Genomic DNA, 19,409 nt, shown 5'->3' with positions numbered 1-19,409 from the left:
TCTCGAGGATCGGCGTGACGTAGGCACTGACCCAGTAGAAATTGCCGTTCTTGCAGCGGTTCTTGACGATCCCCATCCAGCTCTGGCCGGCCTTGAGGTATTGCCACATCTGCTCGAACACCTGGGCGGGCATGTCGGGATGGCGAACGAGGTTGTGCGAAGCGCCGATCAGTTCAGCCTGGCTGAAACCGCTGATGGCAGCGAATTCAGCATTGCAGTAGGTGATATTACTGGCGGTGTCGGTGGCGGAAATCAGCCGTTGCTGATCGGGAAATGTCTGTTCCACCGCGGTAATCGGTAAGTTGAGACGCACGATAAAGCTCCATGAGCCGCAGGAAAAATGCGGGTTGCTCTCTGCCAAACCCACTGCGGGAAAATCTGTCCAAGCCGCAAAGTCTACGAGATACATCACCTTTTGTAATCCGGGGTGATGACTGGAGAGGTTGTCTATTGAAATTTTTTGTCGTTAAGTTCTTGATTCTAAATGGGAATTGAGCGATGGAAATTTCAAGTTTGGGCTCAGCCATCAGGCGCTGTCGCAAGGTCGCCGGGCTTACCCAGGCTGAACTGGGCGAAAAAGCCGGGTTCGACCCCAAGACCATAAGCCGCTTCGAAACCGGTACCTACACTCCCAGCGTTGAAGCCTTGTTCGTCTTTGCCAGGGTGCTGGGCGTCAAGCTCACGGCCTTCTTCACCGACCTGGACACTGAAGACGAACAACGCGCCTATCTGTTTGGCGTCATTCACAAAGCCCCTCCGAACGATCTGGGACGGCTGATCGCCGCGGTGGATCAGGTCTTGTCCAAGCACTGACCGACCCTTGGCATTTCTGCCGATTCTTGCCTGGTACGCCAACTGGTCAGACCGGTAAAACCAATTATCGCCTCACCTCTTGCGAAAACCGAAAATACGCGCTTACACTGCCCGCGCACTGGACATACCGGTAAGACCACAATAATTAAGTCCGACGCGCCGTCACCCCGGCAGCCAGGACACCGACCAGAGATCCCTCCCATGCTCAAATGGTGCTCGCGTTCGATCTTCCTGCAAGTAGTGCTCGGCCTGATGCTTGGCATCGCTTGCGGCCTGAGCTTCCCCGACCTTTCCCTGCAACTCAAACCCCTTGGTGACGGCTTTATCAAACTGATCAAGATGCTGATCGGTCTGATCGTGTTCTGCGTGGTGGTCAGCGGCATTTCCGGTGCCGGCGACCTGAAGAAAGTCGGGCGCATCGGCCTGAAGTCGGTGATCTATTTCGAAGTCCTCACCACCGTCGCCCTGGTCCTGGGTCTGGTGCTCGCCTTCTCCACCGGCATCGGCAGCGGCGCCAACATCCATCTGGAGCAACTTTCCGCGACGGACGCCAGCAGCCTCGCCGAGCGTGGGCAGCATATCCACAGCACCACAGCCTTCCTCATGGACCTGATCCCCACCTCGGTGATCGGCGCCTTCGCCGACAACAATATCCTTCAGGTGTTGCTGTTCTCGGTGCTGTTCGGCAGTGCGCTGAACCTGGTGGGCGAATCGGCCTCGGGCATCTCGCGACTGATCAACGAACTGAGCCATGTGATCTTCCGCATCATGGGCATGATCGTGCGCCTGGCCCCCATCGGTGTGTTCGGCGCCATCGCCTTCACCACCAGCAAATATGGCCTGGAATCGCTGCAACACCTGGGCGGTCTGGTGGCGTTGTTCTACCTCACCTGTGCCGGCTTCGTGCTGCTGGTTCTCGGCCTGGTGATGCGTGTGTCCGGTCTCAAGATGCTGCCGTTCCTCAAGTACCTGCGTGAAGAACTGACCATCGTCCTCGGCACCGCATCTTCCGACGCCGTGCTTCCACAGATCATGCGCAAGCTGGAGCACCTGGGCATCGGCAGTTCCACCGTCGGCCTGGTGATTCCCACCGGCTATTCCTTCAACCTCGACGGTTTCTCCATCTACCTGACCCTGGCCATTGTGTTCATCGCCAACGCCACCGGCACGCCGCTGGCCATGACCGATCTGATGACCATCCTGCTGGTGTCCCTCGTGACCTCCAAAGGTGCCCACGGCATTCCCGGCTCGGCGCTGGTGATTCTTGCCGCAACCCTGACCGCCGTTCCCGCGATTCCGGTGGTCGGTCTGGTGCTGGTGCTGGCGGTGGACTGGTTCATGGGCATCGGCCGGGCGCTGACCAACCTGATCGGCAACTGCGTCGCCACCGTGGCCATCGCCCGCTGGGAGAAGGACATCGACCTGGAGCGCGCGCACAACGTGCTCGAAGGCAAGCAGGGCTTCGCCTTCCAGGCGCGCAAGACGGCCCATCAGCAGGAATTCTAGTTAGCCAATGAACGACATCTCACGGAGCGAAATGTGATTACCTCCTCGACAGTAGTGAATGCGGTAGTGGACAAACTGCGCCAGGCCCTGGCCCGCGGCCAGTGGCGCTCCGGTGAGATGCTTCCCGGCCAGCGCGAGCTGGCCGAGCAACTCGGCATCAGCCGGCCCAGCCTGCGTGAAGCGGTAACGGTGCTGGAAACCCTCGGTCTGGTGCGCTCGATGCCCGGCAAAGGCGTGCTGGTACTCGACGCCGACAGCAACGAGCTGGTCATGGCGCCGGCCGGCGTGGCCGAAGCCAGCCTCGAAGACGTGCTGCAACTGCGCTACACCCTGGAACCGTTCATCGTCGGGCTGGTGGCGCAGTCCATCAGCAGCCAGGAAACCGGCCAGTTGCGCCTGACCCTGATGGACATGCGCGAAGCCCTGGACGCCGGCGACGGCGAGGCTGGGGTCAACGCCTACATCGCCTTCCATGAGGCGCTGTTTGCCCTGACCTCCAACCCGATTTTCCAGAGCGTGGTGCAGCAGACCGGCAATGCCCTCAAGCAGAGCGCCCAGATGCTGCGCAAATCCCCCGAACACCTGGCCGCGCGCCTTGAAGAAAACGAAGCAGTGGTGCGCGCCATCCGCAACAAGGACAGCGCCCAGGCCAGTGCGCAAATGCGCCGGCACATCCTGCAGGAAGGCCGACGCATGGGTATTGAACTGAAGATTCCGGACGAACAGCCCGGTTACTGACTTCCAGGAGAGCACACATGAGAGCCGTTGCCCCCGTCACTTCCACCGCGTCCGCCCTGCCCGCGCTGCTGGCCGTTGGCGAACGGCGCCTGTCGGCTGCGGAAATCTATCCGCGGCTGTTCGATGCGATTCTCGAACAGCGCCTGGCTCCCGGCACACCGCTGACCGAAATGGCGTTGGGCGAGGCGTTCGGGGTCAGCCGCACGGTGATCCGTCGCGTGCTGGGACGGCTTTCGGACCAGCAGGTGATCGTCCAGCGTCCAGCGCACACCGCACGGCTGGCGGCGCCAGATCCGGAGCAGGCGCGGCAGGTATTGAGCGCACGGCGGCTGGCGGAAACCACCCTGATCGAACTGGCGGCGCGGCGCTCGCGGCCGGCGCAACTGCGCCAGTTGCGTGAATTGATTTCCCGCGAGCGGCAGTCCCATGAACAAGGCCAACGCTGCACGGCGATCCGCCTGGGCGGCGAGTTTCACCTGAAGCTGGCGGAGATTGCCGACAATGCCCCGCTCGCGCGTTTTCTCAACGGCTTGGTGCCGATGACCTCGCTGATCATCGCCAAATACGAAAGCCGGGCTTGCGAGCATTGCGCCTGGGAAGAACATGCGGCGCTGGTGGATGCGCTGGAGGATGGTGACAGTGAGGCAGCGTTGCGGTTGATGCATCTGCATCTGGATCGGATCGAGGCGAAGCTGGATCTGGAATGAGGCCTCCCGTTTCGCGAGCAAGCTCGCTCCTACAGAGATTCGGTGTCACATATCTGTAGGAGCGAGCTCGTCGGGGCGCCGAACCGTCGCGAAGGGCCCCAAAGGTTCAACACCTAAGGCCGATCCGCAACCGGCGTATGCCGCGACCAATCCAGCAACAGGCTGTAGGCCACCGCCAGCAAGGTCGGGCCGATAAACAACCCGATAAAGCCAAACGCCAACAAGCCCCCAAACACCCCAAGCAGCACGATCACCAGCGGCAAGTCGCCACCGCGGCTGATCAGGTAGGGTTTCAGTACGTTGTCCACGCCGCTGATGACGAAGGTGCCCCAGATCCCGAGGAACACCGCCATGCTGTAGTCGCCCTTCCAGGCCAGCCAGGCGGTGGCGGGAATCCAGGCCAGCGGCGGGCCCATGGGGATCAGGCTGAGCATGAAGGTGACCAGGCCGAGCACCAGCGCCCCCGGCACTCCCGCGATAAGAAAGCCGATCAGCGCCAGCAGGCCTTGGGCGGCGGCGGTGCCGATCACGCCGTTGACCACCCGCTGCACGGTCCCCGCCACCAGCCCCAGGTAGTAATCGGCACGCTCGCCGATCAGCCGTTCCAGCAGGCGCAGGACAAACGCCGCCAGGCGCGGCCCGTCACGGTAGAAGAAGAACACGAAGACCAGGCTGAGGATCAGTTCGAGGATGCCGCTGCCAATCTGCGCGCTGCGCGCCAATAACCAGTTGCCGACCTGACCGAGATAGGGTTTGACCGTCGCCAGCATGGCGGCGCCCTGCTGGTCCATGGTGTCCCAGAAGCGCACCAGACGTTCGCCGACAAAGGGCACGCCGCCGAGCCAGGCCGGCGCATCGGGCAGGCCGTCGACCTGCACGTCACGAATGAAGGTGGTGGCATCGCGCACATGATCGGCGAGGTTGAAGCCCAACCAGACCAGCGGCAGCGCCACCAGCAGCAACCACAGGCAGGTGAGGAGACTCGCGGCGAGGGTTTCGCGGCCGCCGCAGAGGCGCGTGACCAAACGCATCAGCGGCCAGCTCGCGAAGGCGAGGATCGCGCCCCAGAGCAGCGCGGAGATGAACGGTGCCATGACCCAGAGGCCAGCGCCCAGTAGCGCCAGCAACAGAATCTGCACCAGCAGCCGATCATTGTTGAGCATCGCGCCTCCCGGCTCAGCGAATCAGTTCGACATGCAAGCCGTTCGCCGCCTGGCTGCCGACTTCGAGCCGGGCCGAGCGGACACCGGCGGCGGTCAACTGGTCCAGCCAAGCCTGGGCCTGGGCGCCGGTGAGGACCACGCGCAAGGTGCTGTCGAGGTTAAGGCTGCGCGCCAGCAGATTGACCCAGGCTTGGGGCGGCTCGGCGTTCAGGTCAGGGTAGTCGAGCCTGGCATTGCTGCGCAGTTCGCGCAGGACGGTGGCAGGCGTCGGCAGCAACTCGCCCAAGGGGGCGTTGGCTTCGAACTGTTCGGTGTGCAGGTAGGTACGCTTGTTGCCGCGGGTGATGGCGTAGAGGGCGACCAGCGTGTCGGCATCGGCGCCGGTGCGACGCAGCAGAATGAAGAACTGATCCTGATCCGAACCGGACAGGCGGGCATTGCCGAAGAGGTCGTTCCACAGGCTGTTTTCGCCGCAGTCTCGGCCCTCGCACCAGAACAGCGGGTAACCGCCATCGGCCTGCAAGGTTTCGCGAGCGGCCTTGAACGCCTCCGCGGCGCTGCGTTCGGCGGGCAATTCCCAGGTGACCGAATGGAGCTGGCCACGGGCCTCGATCTTGCCTTCCATGCGCACCTGGCCGCTGATCTTGCGCAGCCCGCCCAACGGGTAGACGCGCTCCACTTCCGCCACAGGGCGCTCATCGACCCTTTTGGCGTCCTGCGGCACCGGCAGTTCGCCACCGGCCTGTACCGCACCGGTTACCAGCAAAAGTCCGGCCAGGCCGGCACGCAACGTATGAATGGCATTCATCGGCGAACCCCGCCGACGGGTGCGGCGCGGGCAATGCGAAGGGGGCGTAAGTCGTGCTGGGTCATGATTGTCTCCCTGATCAAAACCCGCCAAGCCTCGACAGTTGCCCGATACAAGTCAAGGAATGGCAAAGAAGCGATTGAAACAGTCTGCAACAAGCGTTGCGCCGGCCTCATCGTTCAAGTGCAAGTGATGACCACCGGGCAAGTGTTCCAGGCTAAAGGGTAGCTGTTCGAGGAGGGTCGTGTTGCGCGCCAGCATGCCGTCGTCGGCGACGATCAATTGCGTCGGGCAGGCGACGCGGCGAACGAAGCTCATGGCCTGCTCTTCGCTCATGCGCAGCGGCGACGGCAGGGTCAGGCGGCTGTCGCTGCGCCAACTGAAACCACCCGGCACCGGCACTAGCCCGCGCTGGGCCAGCAGCTCGGCGGCCTCGCGGCTGACCGCGACCATGCCTTTCATCCGCGCTTCCACCGCCTGCTCCAGCACCGGGTAAACCGATTTGCGCTTGCTGTCGTGGCGCAGTTGCGCCTGCAATGCCATGCCCATGCGCTCGGCGGCATCCTGGCCGTTGGCGCCCGGCGGAATCACCCCGTCGATCAGCGCCAGCCGGGTGATGCGCTCCGGCAGGCTGCCCGCCAGCACCACCGAGACGATGGCGCCCAGCGAATGCCCCAGCAAACCGAAGCGTTCCCAGCCCAATTGCGCGGCGACCCGCAGCACGTCGTGGGCATAGTCCCACAGCGAATAGGTGGCGCCCGGCGGGCGGTGCCCGGAATAACCGTGCCCGGCGAAATCCAGGGCGACGATGCGCAGCCCGTCGAGCTTTGGCGCCAGGCGGGCGAAGCTGTTGGCGTTATCGAGCCAGCCATGCAGGGCGATCACCGGGCGGCCATCCACCGGGCCGTAGAGGTGCGCGGCCAGTTCGATATGGCCCAGGTCCAGGCGGACCTCTTCGACCGGGTTGCTCATGCCTGTTTCTCCTGCCAGCGCTGAAAGACGTTTCTGATCAGTTGCGCGGTTTCATCCGGGCGCTCCAAGGGAAACATGTGTCCACCGACGACGCTATGGTTTTCTCCCCGGGGCATGCGCCGTACCGCCTGGGTATGGTGGGGCCTGACGATACGGCTGTGGCTGCCGCGCACCATCGCCAGCGGCACTTGCAGTTGGCCGGGATGGGCCGGGCGGGTATGGGGAATGCTGCGGTAGATGCTCATTTCGATGGAGGGATCGAAGCTCAGGCGCAAGGCATCGCCCTCCTGTTTCAGGCCATGTTGCAGATAGGCTTCCAGGCAATCCGGGTCGAAGGCGCGGAACAGCGTCTTGCTGGCGAAATAAGCCCGGGCCTGATCGAGATCGGCGAACGCCTCGCGCCGGCCCTCGGTGCGCGCGGCCGGGGTGATGCGGTCGATGAAGCCCCAGCGCTTGGCGAGGCGGATCAGCCACTGGTCCGCCAGGGTCAGCACCGGCGAATCGAGCATCACCACTCCGCGATAGAGCTGGGGGCAACGCAGCGCCGCGTGCAGGTGCAGCACGCCGCCAAGGGAGTGACCAACGCCCCACACCGGTTCGGGTTGCTGTTCAAGGTGATGGATAAGTTCGTCAACCAGTTGCAGCCAGTTGTCATTCACCGGAAAACGCGGGTCATGGGCGTGCTGGGGCAGATGGCTGACCTGATAGTCCGGCGCCAGGGCGGTGAACAGCTTGCCGTAGGTGGCCGAGGGGAAGCCGTTGGCGTGAGCGAAGAAGACCTGTTGCGACATACCGGACTGCCCGTTGCGGAAAAGACTGACACGGATTGTCCGCAACCGCTTATGAGCCGGCAATGACCGGAACAGCCATCGGTGACGGCACTCCGGTCAGCCAGGGCCGGCCGCCGAGGTTCAGAAGTCCTGGAAAGAACGGTGCAGGCAAGCCTGGATGTAGGCCACCTGGTACTCGTAGGCTTCGCGGACCTGGTCGCGTTCGTTGTCGTTCAGATGGGCTCGTTGCAGCGCCAGGCAGGACACCTGGAGCATCTTCGCCATCTGCTCGCAGGCCATCTGGAACTGTTCCAGGTGCTGTGATTCGCGGCGATTGTGGTAGTGCCGGACCAGGGCGTCGAGACGGGCATCCGCGGCATCGTGCAACACCTGGAACTCGGCGAAATCGAGGTTGCAGCTCAGGTTCACTTCGTCCAGCACCTGGCGCAGATCGGCCGCACAGGCTTGAACGCCGTTTTGTCCATTCATTGTGTTTCTCCCCGGACAGTGACACCACGATGGGGCCACGCTAACAAGGTGGCAGCGAGGCAACAACTGGCAAAAATGTCAGGTGGGTGGAGGGCTGGACGGAAAATACGCGCACCGAAAAGCACTGCTACGGACATCGCGCAGCAGTGCTTCTTTTTCAGTAAGGCTTGTTGCCCCTCACAATCTCTTTGCTCGCCCTGATTCGAAGCACTTGCTTCAACTGAGAGCCCCTCACCTCGAATAGTGGGAGGCGATCACTCGGCTGGGTCTGCATTCCCGCTGGATTTGAGTAATTGCCGCGTTTAAATGCAGCGTGAGGCACGGGCTTAATCGCTCTCTCGTAGATATCATCCTGAGCCTTGCGCAACGCTGCAGATGACGAAGAACTGCCGCCTATGGAGGGCTGGCCACCGGGACGCGGCTTGAAGAATGAAGAGCTAGTCCCCCATGAGTTTGATCCACCACTCACTGCCGACGCACGACTGGCGAGCGATGAAGCCGCAGCCTTCATCCCTAACGCCAGCCCTGTCGAGACGCCCGCAATAACGCCGGATGCATGGCTCGTCCACTCCAACCCCTGTTTAAGTGCCCCCTCCTCCACGAAGCTCGAGCCAACACCGCTGCCAATCGACAGTGCCGTCGCACCCAGCGCCACCTTCGCGGCCACACTACTGACCGCTGCCGCGGCTGTCGCGCTCACGCCCAGCGTGGTGGCTATCGGCGCGGCGAGTCCCGCCGTCAAGAGCGTCGCGACCACGCCCCCGACGATCCCGACCCACCACGGCATGTGCCCCGTCGGATCCACATGATTCACCGGATCCCCCAGGCAATACGTGTATCCATTCAGCCCACCCTCGCCAAACGGGCTCCAACTGTCCGGGCTGCAGAACACCCCCAGCACCGGGTTGTAGGCCCGGTAACTGCCCAACAGATACACCCCGCTGCGTTCCAGGCATTCACCGTTGAAGCCCAGCCCGGCCGTCAACTGCGTGCTGGACGAGCGGTACCCGTGAGCGCTGTAGGCACTGTTGCGAGTCTGACTGTCACGTTCGGCCAGCACGGTCTTTTTTGCATCGGTGGCCAGCAGCAGTTCGTCCTGCCCCGTCACCCGTTCGGCCAGTACATGGTCGCCGCCGCGAATGAACGTGCGCTGTTCGCCACCCTGCAACTGGTTGACCAGTTGCCCGTCGCAGTAGAAACGCTGCTCGTCACCCTCCCCGCCGATGCTGCCACTGAGGATGTCCTGCGCGTCGTAGCGGTATTCCAGCATTTCGCTGCCGTCTTCACTGACGCTGAGCAACCGGCCGAGGGCGTCGTAACTGAGGTTGCGGCCCTGTTCATCACTGATCAGATTGCCGTCGGCGTCGTAGTCGAGGCTGATGAGCGCCGGGTAATCGGCGTGGCTGTTGCGTACCGCGCTGAGCTGGGTCGGGTCCTGGCCTTCGAACAGATAGGTGGCGAGGTTCTCGCCACCGGGGAATACCGTGCGCACCTGGGTCAGGTTATCCAGCACATCGAACTCGAACACCTGACGCTGGATCGGCTTGCCCCAGCCGTCCAGGGGCAGGTCGCTGCCGGTGCAGCGGTAGTCCTCCAGCCGCCCCCGCGAGTCGTAGGTGTAACTCTCGTCGCGCAGCACACTGCCCTGACGCAGGGTTCGCTGCTCCAGCGCATCGCGGACGTTGTAGCGTTGTTCCAGGGTCTGGATCACGCCGTCGTCAAAGGTGAAGGTGCGCAAGATCTCACGACCGAAATCGTCGTACTCCAGGTCAATGCGCACGCTGTGACCCTCGGCCTTGTCTTCGGTGACGATACGTGAGGTCAGGCCACTGGCGTTGTAGCTGAAGTGCGTTTCGGTCTGTCCCAGGCTGGTCGACTCCAGCCGCCCGCCGGCATCGTAGTGATAACGCTGCTGCTGGCCGAGCACATCGGTGTAGGCCAGCAGGCGTCCGCGCAGGCTGTATTCATAGGCCATGTTGCGGGTCTGCCCGGCATTGACGCGCTGCTCGGTCTTCAGTTCACCGGTGCTGTAGTAGGTGCAATTGAGGCTTTGGTCGTTTTCACGGCTGGACAGCAGCCGGGCATTGTCCTTGTCGTATTCATAGTCGGCGGTGACGTTCTGGATACGCCGCTGGATCGGCGCTTCGCCCAGGTTCGGGTTGTACTCGTAATCGATGACCTGGCCCTTGGCCGTGGTGACGCTGGAGGGCTGCTGCTGGCCCCCGTCGAACGCGAATGTGCGCTCCCGCCCGCCGGTCACGGAGCGGTACATCCGTTCGAGCCCGTCGAAGGACTGCTCACCGAGCACGACCCCGTCGACGCCAATCCAGGTCGGCAAGTCCTCGGTACTGTGCTCGGCATAACGACGCTCGACCTGCGCGCTGTCGGGAAGACCCTGGAGGGTCAAGCGGTCGAACGCGTCGTACCGATAGAAGCGGAACTGTCGCAGTTCGTCGTATTCATGGGAGGTGCGGCCCAGGCCGTCATAGAAGTACTCGTACAGGCTGACCTTGCCTCCCGCCAGATCGAAGCGCTCCACCGTGACCGGTTTCTCGAACAGGTTGTTGCGGGTAACGGTCTTGCCCATGCCCTCGCGCCAGGTTTCGACCCGCAGCGCGACGGGGTTGTTGCGGGAGTATTCGGTCACCCCGTCCGGCCCGGTGACGCTGTCCTGTTCGCTCCAGTCGTCGTAGGTGTAGCGGCTGGTCAGGGCTACGGTCTCGGCGCCCAGCCAGTCGAATTCGGTGCTCTCGCTCAGTTGCCCGAAGGCGTCATAGCTGGCGCTGTACGTCTCGCGCAGCGGCTTGCTCACCGGGTTGCCGTCGACATCCTGGCGCAGTTCGCTCACCACCCGTTGCAGTCCGTCCAGCAGGCTGCGGGTCTGCACGCCCTTGACGTCGATGGTGGTCTGGGTCGGTTGCCCGGTGACCTGATTGACCAGCAGGTACTGGTACTGGCGCCGTGCCTCGACATTGCTGCCCGGCGCGACTTTTTCTTCGATCACCCGCCCCAGCGCGTCATAGGCATAGGCGATCTCAGCGTCGTTGTCGTCACGCTCCAGCAGCGCGCGGCCGTTGAGCAGCGAGTGTTCCAGGATGATGACCTTGCTCACCGCGTCGAAGTTGGTCTTCAGGGTTTCCATGGTGCGTAGCACCGGCTGGGCGACGTACTGGCCGGTGGCTTTGAGGTAGGCGTAGTCGGTGGTGGTGGTCTTGCCGTTGAGGGTCACCGCCGTCTGCGATTTCCGGCCATGCAGCAGTTTGTCGCTCGGCGCATTGAGGTAGGTGTGCCGGGTCTTTTGCAGCTCGGCATTGCCGCCGTTGACGTGGACCAGGGTTTCCTGTTCCAGCGCCAGCCACGGCCAGGCGCTGCCGCTCAGGCCCGGCTGGCTGAGGTAGCGGTGCTGGGTGCGCAGCACCGGGGCATCGTTGACGTCGGCCTTGGCCGGGGTCACGGTTTTCTGTTTCAGGTGTCGGACAAAACCATGGGGATCGGCCGGGCAGCCGTCGCTGGCGGTCGCCGGGTAGTACTCGCTGGTTTCGCTGATGCCGTTGGCCTGCACTTGCAGGGTGAGGTTGCCGTACACGTCGTACTCGCTGCGCACCACTTCGTCACGTTGTTGCCCCGCGGCGATCCAGGAGGTGGTCACGGTCTTGGGCAACTGGCACTGCGCCGGTTGTTGCTCGAACGGCACGCTGCTGTCGTCGGCGTAGTACTGGGTGCGCACGCGCTTGACCGCGCCGCCCTGCTCGGTGAGTTCCTCGCTGATCAGGTGGAAGCGGTTGAAGATGCGCTTGATGCTGCGTCGCGGACGGTTGTTGGTGGCGTCCCAGAGCTGTTCGGTGGAGTCGTAGACGTAGGCGCTGAGGACTTTGTAGAGGTTGTCCAGGCCGTTGTCTTCCCAGATCAGGCCGGGTGCGTTGCGGCCGAGGAAGTTGTTGCTGGAATACTGGTAGCGGGTGTCGATGGCTGGCTGGCCCGCGCCAGGTTCGTGCAAGTGGCGGCGGACCCGCGGCAGGGTGCGGCCGCCGGTGCCGGGAAACTGGTGCGGGGTGGTGTCGTATTCGATGGTCTCGCGCCCGCCCAGCGGGCCTTCGACTTGGTTGATGCACTGGGTTTTGGTGTCATAGCCGAAGCGCCAACTGGCCGGGCTGGCGGTAGGCAGTTCAAGGCGCGTCAGGCGCTGTTCATTGCCAAGGATCAACGAGAACACGGCCTCATTGGGCGTCCTGGGAAAAAGCCGCAGGGTGTACTCGAGCGGGCGAATCTCCAGCAGCAACGTGCCATCGGCGTTGGCGATGCTGAGGAGCCGACGAACGCTGCCGAAGGCCGAATAGGCCAGGGTGACGTGATGGCCCTGTGGCGAGATCATTTTCACCGGCAGGGCGATGGCGTCACCGCTGTCGGTGGCCAGTTCTTCGATCAGGCCGGACTTGTGCACCACGCGAAAGCGGGTGTCGCTGAGCTTGTGCAGGTGGAAGGAGTCGATTTTCTTTTCACGCATCAGCAACTGGTCGTCGGTGCTGCTGGTGCTGGTGACCTTGAAGGTTTCGCCGGTGCTCAGGGAGAGGATATTGGTGGCGGTGTCGTACTGCGACAACTGCAATGTCCAGCCCGTGCCGAAGCCGGAATTGAGGGTGTTGAGCGGGCTGTAGGACAGGCGCAGGGGAACGTTGGGGCCGCTGAGATCATTGCCCTCGAGTTCGGGCAGCGAGAGGCTGCAAGTGTATTGGCCGGTGCGCGGATCGACGCCGGTCTCGACGAAGCTGAGGAAATTGAAAGCATTGGAGTGGACGTTGGAGGACGTGGTCATAACAAGGAACTCCATGCAGGGCAATCATTACACCGTGACCCCGGCTATCGAGCCAGGGCCACGGTTATCGGGCCAGCCAGATCAGAGAACGGTGACCCGCAACTCGTTGCGGTTGTTCGGCGCGCGGAAATTGACCTGGAGACGGTGTTGGTTGCCGTACTCATCGAGGATGCGCAGCTTCACCGGCCGGGCATAGGTTCTTTCGCACGCCAGGTCAAAGCGCCAGTACTGGCTGCGGTGCAGGCTGATCAACAACGCACCCTCCGGACATTCCTCGCCCGGCACCACACCAAGCTCGGGCAGGACCGCCCCGGGGATGTGTTCATACAGGCCCTGGTCGAAACGCAACTCGGTGTCGCCGCGCAAGGCGTAACCGGTGTAGCTGACCACGTCTTCCTCGAACTGGCGGCTCTCCCACTGCACCATGCCGCTGCGCTCTTCGAACTCGATATGGCGGAAGGGAATGTTTTCGCCGTTATGGGTCAGTTGCAGGATGTAGTAGTCGATGGTTTCCAGGTGGTAGTCATTGTCATCCTCGCCCACCACCCGCGTTGCCTCGAACTTGTAGCTGCTGCTGTCGAATTTCGGTGGCTGCACCGGGACCGGTTCGATGGTGGCAGGCGCTCCGTTGCCGGCATGGTTGGAGTAGAACGGCATCAGGTCATCGCGGATCAGCATGGCGGCGATGGTCGTCTTCGAACCCGCGCGGGTCTGCACATAGAGTTTTCGGGTGCGAATACCCTGCGTCCCGGCGTCCTCCTCGCGGGCAAGGCCATTAGGGTGGAACAGGTAATCATTGTGCTGCTCGTTGTAGGCCCAGTTGTCGCCTACCGGTACACCTTCGCTGTCAACCCGAGGCAACGGTTCGAGGGTGTGCGCATTGACCAGCACGATGCTGTTCAGCTCGGTGTCCGACACCTCCACCGGAACGAAATCGACTTCACTCGGCTCGACTTCAATCTCTACCTCGACCTGCTGCTGGCCGTTGGCGAACAGTTGCAGCGAAGACAGCGCCTTGAGTTCGAACGTCTGTAACTCGTTCCAACGCGCTTCGCTGGCGTATTCGGACTGATAGATGATGCTGTAGCCGTAGAAATTGCTGAAGTCATCCTCCACCGTGGCCTGCACCACGCTGTAAGGCATGGTGATCCGGGCCGGCGCGGTGAAGACACCCGTCACGGGATCGACCGTGCCCTCCCCGGCAGTGACCGACCAGCGAACCCTTTCGGAAGGCAATCCGTCATCGGCCAGCCGCACCCGCGTCGATGCGCTCGGTGGCAGACCGGGATGGAAGACCGGTGCCAGCGCCAGGGCGAAATTCGACTGCAGCAACAATACAGTCGCCGTGACCTTCGCTCCGCCCGAAGTGTTCTCGGCCTCGATGTGGGCCGCGATCACTGGCTGGCCGATACTGGTCGGCGGCGTGTAAACCGCCTGATTGCCATTGGCCTGCAATGAGCCGGGGCCGCTGCGCAACGTCCACTTGATGGTCCCGCCGTTGAGGCTCGAGGCCTTCACCGTGATCGGCTCGGGCCGACCCAGGTCGACGGTCGCCATCCCCGGCACCACCACCATGGATTCGGCCACCACCACCACCAGCGCCGAGGCGCTGAGGACGCTGCCGGCGTCCTCAAGGGTGACGGTGATCACATTGCGCACTGCCTGGCCGACCATGCGCTCGCGCGGCGGCGCGGTGAAACGGCCGTTCTGGTCGATGTCGCCCTGGGAACGGCTGCCATCGATACTGCGCACCGACCAGGTGAGCTTGCCCGCCTTGCCCTTGAACTGCTCTCCGAGCACCGAGAACTGTTGGGTGGTGCCGGCCAGCACATGAACGATGGAAGGCTCGAGTTTCAGTGCGGTGTGCTTCGGATTGATATGCCCGAACAACGCGACATCGCCGGGCACCGCGGCGTGGGTCAGCAGCAGCGCATTCTGTTCAGGGAACAGCAGGTGGTTGATGGCGAACAGGTCGAGCTCCGGCAGGCGGATCTCCTTGAGTTGGCCGTGCATGCTATCGATCAGGCCTTGCAGACTCGCTTCGAACGCCTGCTTGAAGCTGATGTAGAGGTTGATATCACCGCTGATTTTCTCCGCCAGGACCGAGCTGGAGCCCCCGGGCGCCGTGACGAAGGTCACGACACTGGTGGCCGGATCGACACTGGCCTTCAGGAAGAACTCCAGCGTGTGGGTGAAGCGAACATTGGCGTTCTCTTTCTTCTCATCCCCCATCAACTCCTTGCGGGTGAAGTAGAAGGAAAAGGTATTCACCCCTTTCCAGACGAACCTGAGCAGTCCACCAGCCACCACCGAGACTTCGAACGGCAGGGAGCCTGCTGCGCTGCTGGCGAAATCGAAGGTCAGCGGCACGTTGTTCGACGCGGTCTGGTGGAAACCGCCACCAGAATGCTCGACCGCGATATCGTCCAACGTCCAGTTACCCGCCCGTGCCTTCAGCCCACGTGCCAGATCGTTGGAGTCCGAGGTGTGCGACAACGACAGGCCGCGACCGACATTACGTTCCAGGTAGCCCTGAATGAACCAGTCGAATAGCACACGGCTGGCCAGGATCAACGATCCGGAATACAGCGGCTTGCCCGAGCCGGCCTCGCGGTCGTCGGGGATCAGGTAGCGGAAATTACTGTCGTCACCCGGTGTAGAGCCATCGAAGAGGCTCTCGCGGGTTCGCACGAACAGCACCACCGCACCCTCGCCATAAGTGTCCGAGCCTGCAACCGTCGCACCCGGCGCGGCCTGGGTACGCACCTCGAAGTTGCGCGGCGCCAGTTTGTCGTCGGGATCGAAATCCAGCATACCCAGCACATAGCGACGGGCGCTGGCAGGTTGGCGCTTGAACAGGGCATGGAAAAAGTTACCCAGTGCCTGTTGCGTCTGCGGGTTGTCCACCAGATTGCAACTGAAGTTATATCCCTCGGCAAGGTCGAGAACGACCTCGCCGTTCTGGCCCACGGAGCCGATCACGGCCTCCAGGTCCACGTCCATCACCAGGGTGAACTGGTGCTGCTCAGTGACCGCGAAACTGGACGTGATCCGCCTCTGAAAACCCGCTATCGCCTCGAGCTTGTAGGCGACCATGCCGGAGACGATATCCATCGTCAGGTGGGCACGGGAGTCACTCAATGAAGCAGTTTCGAACGACAGCCGCGGTTGGCTGAGCAATAGCCCGGTCAGCTCCAGCACCTCATAACCATCGTTGGTCAGCGGCACACTGCCGTGGATGCGCTTCAGGAAGCTGTTCTGGTTGAACTGCGAGATGTACTGCTGCTCCAGCAGTTGATTGACCTTGCCGCGGTTCATGGTAACGATGGCGTCCCAGCCACGGGTAACGGATTTGCCCTGCATCGATTGCAGTAAGGCATTGAGCGATTGATCAGACATTTCATTTCATCCTGTCGGTGTAAAAGCACAGCCACCGTTCAAGCAACGGCAGCAGCCATGGTGTAACGCGGGTCGTTCAAGGCAGGTCTGGCGCAGCAGCCATGGCATGCGCCTGAATCGAGTCACTGGCCCGACGAGAGATGTCGGCGTAGGCCGACAGCGGCAACGGCAACACGATGAACCCGTTGTGATCGCTAAAGTCGCCGGGGATGACCACCGAGATAACGGCGAAGCCTTTGGCATTGGCCGGCTCTTTGAATACGCCCGTCGGGCTGAGCGTGCCTCCCCCGCTGACCAGCAACTTGCATATGGCACCGGGCGGCGGAACGACCGGGCCATTCTTGCTCCCCACATGCAGTTGCACCTGGCCGGTCTCCGGTTTGCTGTCCTCGCTGACCAGCACCGGCATATTGATCGAGAGGGGTCTCAATACCAGCAGTTGAACCTCGATCGTGTCGTTTGCAGTCGGGTTCTTGACCTGGACAGTCTCGACGTACATCACATCGCGATCCGAACTGACTGGCGCAGCGGTATACACGCACTCGCCACCCGCGTTTGTGCTGAGTTTGCCGCCCAGTGCCGGGGTCTTCAGCGACCAGGCAGGATTGCCGCTCCCCATGATCCCGGCCGTCAGCGCAACCTCTTTTGCTGATTCGCAAATCTCGAAAATGGGTGACACGGTAACCGTGTGTTCCATCACCGAAACCAGGGCCGAGGAGGTGACATCCTGACCATCGAGCTTGCCTTTGCCGGTCACCACTACCGTCATAGACCCCTCCTTCAGGGAGCTCGCTGCTGGTGCCTTGTATACGCCGCTGGCATCGATGGTGCCGACGTTGGTTTCGCCCGGTTCGGTGCTACGCACACTCCAGTTGGCATCGCTGGGCGCGGGGTCGAGGGTGAATTTCTGGCTTGCACCTGGCAGAAGGGTCACCTGCAGCGGCGATACCACGACCGTGGTGCGCAACGGATCGATATGGCCGAACAATGCAAGATCGCCAGGTACATAAACGTCGTGAAGTTGCAAGGCGTTATGGCCGGGGAATAACAAGTTGCGAATCAGGAACGTGTCGATATTGGGTGCGGTGATGCGGTGCAGGAAATTGTCGAAGTGACTACTAAGTTGACGCTTAAGCGACGACGTAAAATAATCATCCCCATCGCCATTTGAATACGTCAGCCCACGCAGCTCTTGGTCAACCTTGGTATAAATCCAGACAAGCCTGCTCGTCGAATCACTTTCAAAAACAACCACACCATCGGTATCCAGGCGTGCCTTAATGGAAATTTTCGTGTTTGCACCGCATTCGAGCGTTCCTGTTTTTTCGTCATCAAACCAGTCAGCCTTGACCTCTTTGAACCAATAGGAAGTGGTCAAATGAGGATTCCATTCGGCGATTAGTCCGTCACCATTTTTCTGAACGGTAAAGGGTTTCCCTTTGGAAAACTCGAAGTTGTAATCAGCAATCAAGCGAACATTTTCGCGATTGCCCAAGTCTCGAAAAACTTCAAACTCGTTATACACCAGTCCGCCTGCGGTCGCCTGAAGTGACGAAGCGATATCAGTGCCCCCTGCATAAGGCTTGAACTTGATGCCGTGACCAATATCTGCCTCGGCATGTGGCGCGATCAAATCATTGAACAATACTCTGCTGGAGAGCAATACCGTACCGGTGTATTCCTTGCCATTCTTGTCCGCCGGAATCGGGTATTTGAAATCCGATCCAGAGCCTGGGTAACTAATGTCGGCGTCGCCTTTGAGTCGAACGAACAACAACACCGCGCCATGGCCATAGTTATCCGCGCCCCTGCGCGTGGCCCCCGGTGCCGGCATGGTGCGGATCTCGAACGACTCCGGCGTCAGCGGACCATTCAGGTCGCCGGACAGCGTGCCCAGTGGGAAGATTTTCTGATCATCGCGCAAACCCTCGAAAAGCAGCTTGAACTGGGCACCCACCTGTTCCTGGGGTATATCACCCAGCACAAAGTTGGCCTTGTACTCCCTGCCCTCCGCGATTTTCAGCGCCACCTGCCCGGTATCGCCGACAGCGCCCTTTACCCGCTCCAGGTCCAGAACCATGGACAATTGGGGCCCGCCAATGGGCAGTATTTTCTGGATCCTGCTGATTCGCGCCGCCGCGCCTTCGCTGTACAGCACGGTCATGATCAACCCGCCAACGAAGTCCATGGTCAGGGTAGCTCTGGAGTCGTCCAGATCAGCGTTGGAGAACAACAGCTTGGGTGCGCTCAATTTCAAATTGCTGAGGAATTCTTTGGACGCATCGCCGGAATCCATCGTCTGGTTTATCAACGGCAGGTAACCGTTCGTGGAATTGAAACGCTCTATATATATCTGGCTCAATAACTTATTGGTCTTGCGTTGATCATAGGCGACAACACAGCCATGACCGAAGGTCCTGGACTTACCGTCCAGCCAAGCCAACAACTCATCGATACTGTGATTGCTATTACTCATCGTCGCGCTCCTTGTTTATGACTTGCCTGTACGGATCGGCTTATTCAGCCGGTCGTTTCCGCACCCGCCGGAACATGAATACGCTCACCACGCTACGCCACTTGCCAGGGGCCGCCTACTGACAAAAATGCTAGGTTCGCTGCCATTGCCACAGTGCTACCGTAGTTGCGAACACGGCCATGGGATATCGCCATTTGTCCGTGAAATTCTTTTCAAAACAACGGAGTAACTGCCATGCAAGTCATCAAGAAAATTTCCGCGTCATCGCTCTACATGGGCGCACTCTTGCTACTCCTGGCGATCGCCGGAGTGCTGCCTACCCATGCCGACGTCCGCAGCAATGGAACATTGGAACTCTATAAAAAAGGTCCACAGGACGGCGTGCCGGGAAACCTGTCGTGCTCTATCGAATTAGTCACGGGCGAGCATAACTTCCACGACTCCGAGGCGTGCGAAAACGACCAGATCTACTATTTCAAATTACTCAACGCCCCTTCCGCGACCGTCATTTCATTTCATGACACGCCGGACTGCAATGACAAGACCGATCAGAACTTTTACTTCTATCTCAAGACGGTAAAAAACAACCTGACATTCGAAAATCCACTCAAACTCGATATTGCTGCGACAACACCCGTTGGCACTATCGTCGCCGGCTCAGGCGGTGTACGGATGGAGAAAAAACTCGTGGCCGGGCAAATCGACGGAAAGCTGTCGTGCGTCACCATCAAACGCTCCGCAGTTCCCAATTGATC

Annotated in this window: 13 protein-coding genes and 1 pseudogene; 5 read left to right on the top strand and 9 right to left on the bottom strand. The window is 61.3% G+C overall.

Going from position 1 to position 19,409, the window contains the following annotated elements; all coding sequences use genetic code 11:
- Window positions 1-34 precede the first annotated feature (34 nt).
- Window positions 35-409, bottom strand: a pseudogene (locus NTD88_RS29265) (PAS domain-containing protein); the annotation flags it as partial.
- An 89-nt stretch (window positions 410-498) separates the two neighbouring features.
- Here NTD88_RS29265 and NTD88_RS16185 point away from each other — a divergent pair.
- The 4 genes from NTD88_RS16185 to NTD88_RS16170 all read left to right on the top strand — a co-directional run bounded on the left by NTD88_RS16185 (window position 499) and on the right by NTD88_RS16170 (window position 3,764).
- A complete protein-coding gene (locus NTD88_RS16185) occupies window positions 499-813 on the top strand; it encodes a helix-turn-helix domain-containing protein (RefSeq protein WP_095159146.1) in 315 nt (104 codons plus the stop codon).
- Window positions 814-1,014: 201 nt separating this feature from the next.
- Complete coding sequence (locus NTD88_RS16180; RefSeq protein ID WP_095159145.1) at window positions 1,015-2,319, top strand: C4-dicarboxylate transporter DctA; 1,305 nt, start codon at window positions 1,015-1,017, stop codon at window positions 2,317-2,319.
- A gap of 33 nt (window positions 2,320-2,352) precedes the next feature.
- On the top strand, window positions 2,353-3,057 hold the full coding sequence (locus NTD88_RS16175; RefSeq protein ID WP_095159144.1) for a FadR/GntR family transcriptional regulator: 705 nt from the start codon (window positions 2,353-2,355) through the stop codon (window positions 3,055-3,057).
- Between the two features lie 17 nt (window positions 3,058-3,074).
- On the top strand, window positions 3,075-3,764 hold the full coding sequence (locus NTD88_RS16170; protein WP_095159143.1) for a GntR family transcriptional regulator: 690 nt from the start codon (window positions 3,075-3,077) through the stop codon (window positions 3,762-3,764).
- A 113-nt stretch (window positions 3,765-3,877) separates the two neighbouring features.
- Here NTD88_RS16170 and NTD88_RS16165 read toward each other — a convergent pair whose 3' ends face one another.
- The 8 genes from NTD88_RS16165 to NTD88_RS16130 form a co-directional block, all read right to left on the bottom strand.
- The gene (locus tag NTD88_RS16165; RefSeq protein ID WP_262156044.1) at window positions 3,878-4,927 is read right to left on the bottom strand and encodes an AI-2E family transporter; all 1,050 of its coding nucleotides are present in this window, start codon (window positions 4,925-4,927) and stop codon (window positions 3,878-3,880) included.
- A gap of 13 nt (window positions 4,928-4,940) precedes the next feature.
- Entirely contained in the window at window positions 4,941-5,735 is a 795-nt protein-coding gene (locus NTD88_RS16160; protein ID WP_262156045.1) for a DUF4892 domain-containing protein, read from the bottom strand.
- A gap of 117 nt (window positions 5,736-5,852) precedes the next feature.
- Window positions 5,853-6,707, bottom strand: coding sequence for an alpha/beta hydrolase (locus NTD88_RS16155; protein ID WP_262156046.1), 855 nt, complete (start codon window positions 6,705-6,707; stop codon window positions 5,853-5,855).
- A complete protein-coding gene (locus tag NTD88_RS16150) occupies window positions 6,704-7,498 on the bottom strand; it encodes an alpha/beta fold hydrolase (RefSeq protein ID WP_262156047.1) in 795 nt (264 codons plus the stop codon). Before NTD88_RS16150 ends, NTD88_RS16155 begins: the two co-directional genes overlap by 4 nt.
- 120 nt (window positions 7,499-7,618) lie before the next feature.
- A complete protein-coding gene (locus NTD88_RS16145) occupies window positions 7,619-7,966 on the bottom strand; it encodes a hypothetical protein (protein WP_095159138.1) in 348 nt (115 codons plus the stop codon).
- Between the two features lie 157 nt (window positions 7,967-8,123).
- A complete protein-coding gene (locus NTD88_RS16140; RefSeq protein ID WP_262156048.1) occupies window positions 8,124-12,779 on the bottom strand; it encodes an RHS repeat domain-containing protein in 4,656 nt (1,551 codons plus the stop codon).
- A gap of 81 nt (window positions 12,780-12,860) precedes the next feature.
- Window positions 12,861-16,178: a hypothetical protein gene (locus NTD88_RS16135; RefSeq protein WP_262156049.1), complete on the bottom strand. Its 3,318-nt coding sequence runs from the start codon at window positions 16,176-16,178 to the stop codon at window positions 12,861-12,863.
- Between the two features lie 76 nt (window positions 16,179-16,254).
- Window positions 16,255-18,654: an Ig-like domain-containing protein gene (locus NTD88_RS16130; protein ID WP_262156050.1), complete on the bottom strand. Its 2,400-nt coding sequence runs from the start codon at window positions 18,652-18,654 to the stop codon at window positions 16,255-16,257.
- Window positions 18,655-18,888: 234 nt separating this feature from the next.
- Here NTD88_RS16130 and NTD88_RS16125 point away from each other — a divergent pair, with 234 nt between their 5' ends.
- On the top strand, window positions 18,889-19,407 hold the full coding sequence (locus NTD88_RS16125) for a hypothetical protein (protein WP_262156051.1): 519 nt from the start codon (window positions 18,889-18,891) through the stop codon (window positions 19,405-19,407).
- The last annotated feature ends 2 nt before the right edge of the window (window positions 19,408-19,409 follow it).

The organism is Pseudomonas sp. 20P_3.2_Bac5, assembly GCF_025466035.1.
In the GTDB taxonomy this organism is placed as follows: Bacteria; Pseudomonadota; Gammaproteobacteria; order Pseudomonadales; family Pseudomonadaceae; genus Aquipseudomonas.
This window is presented reverse-complemented; position numbering and strand designations above follow the sequence as displayed.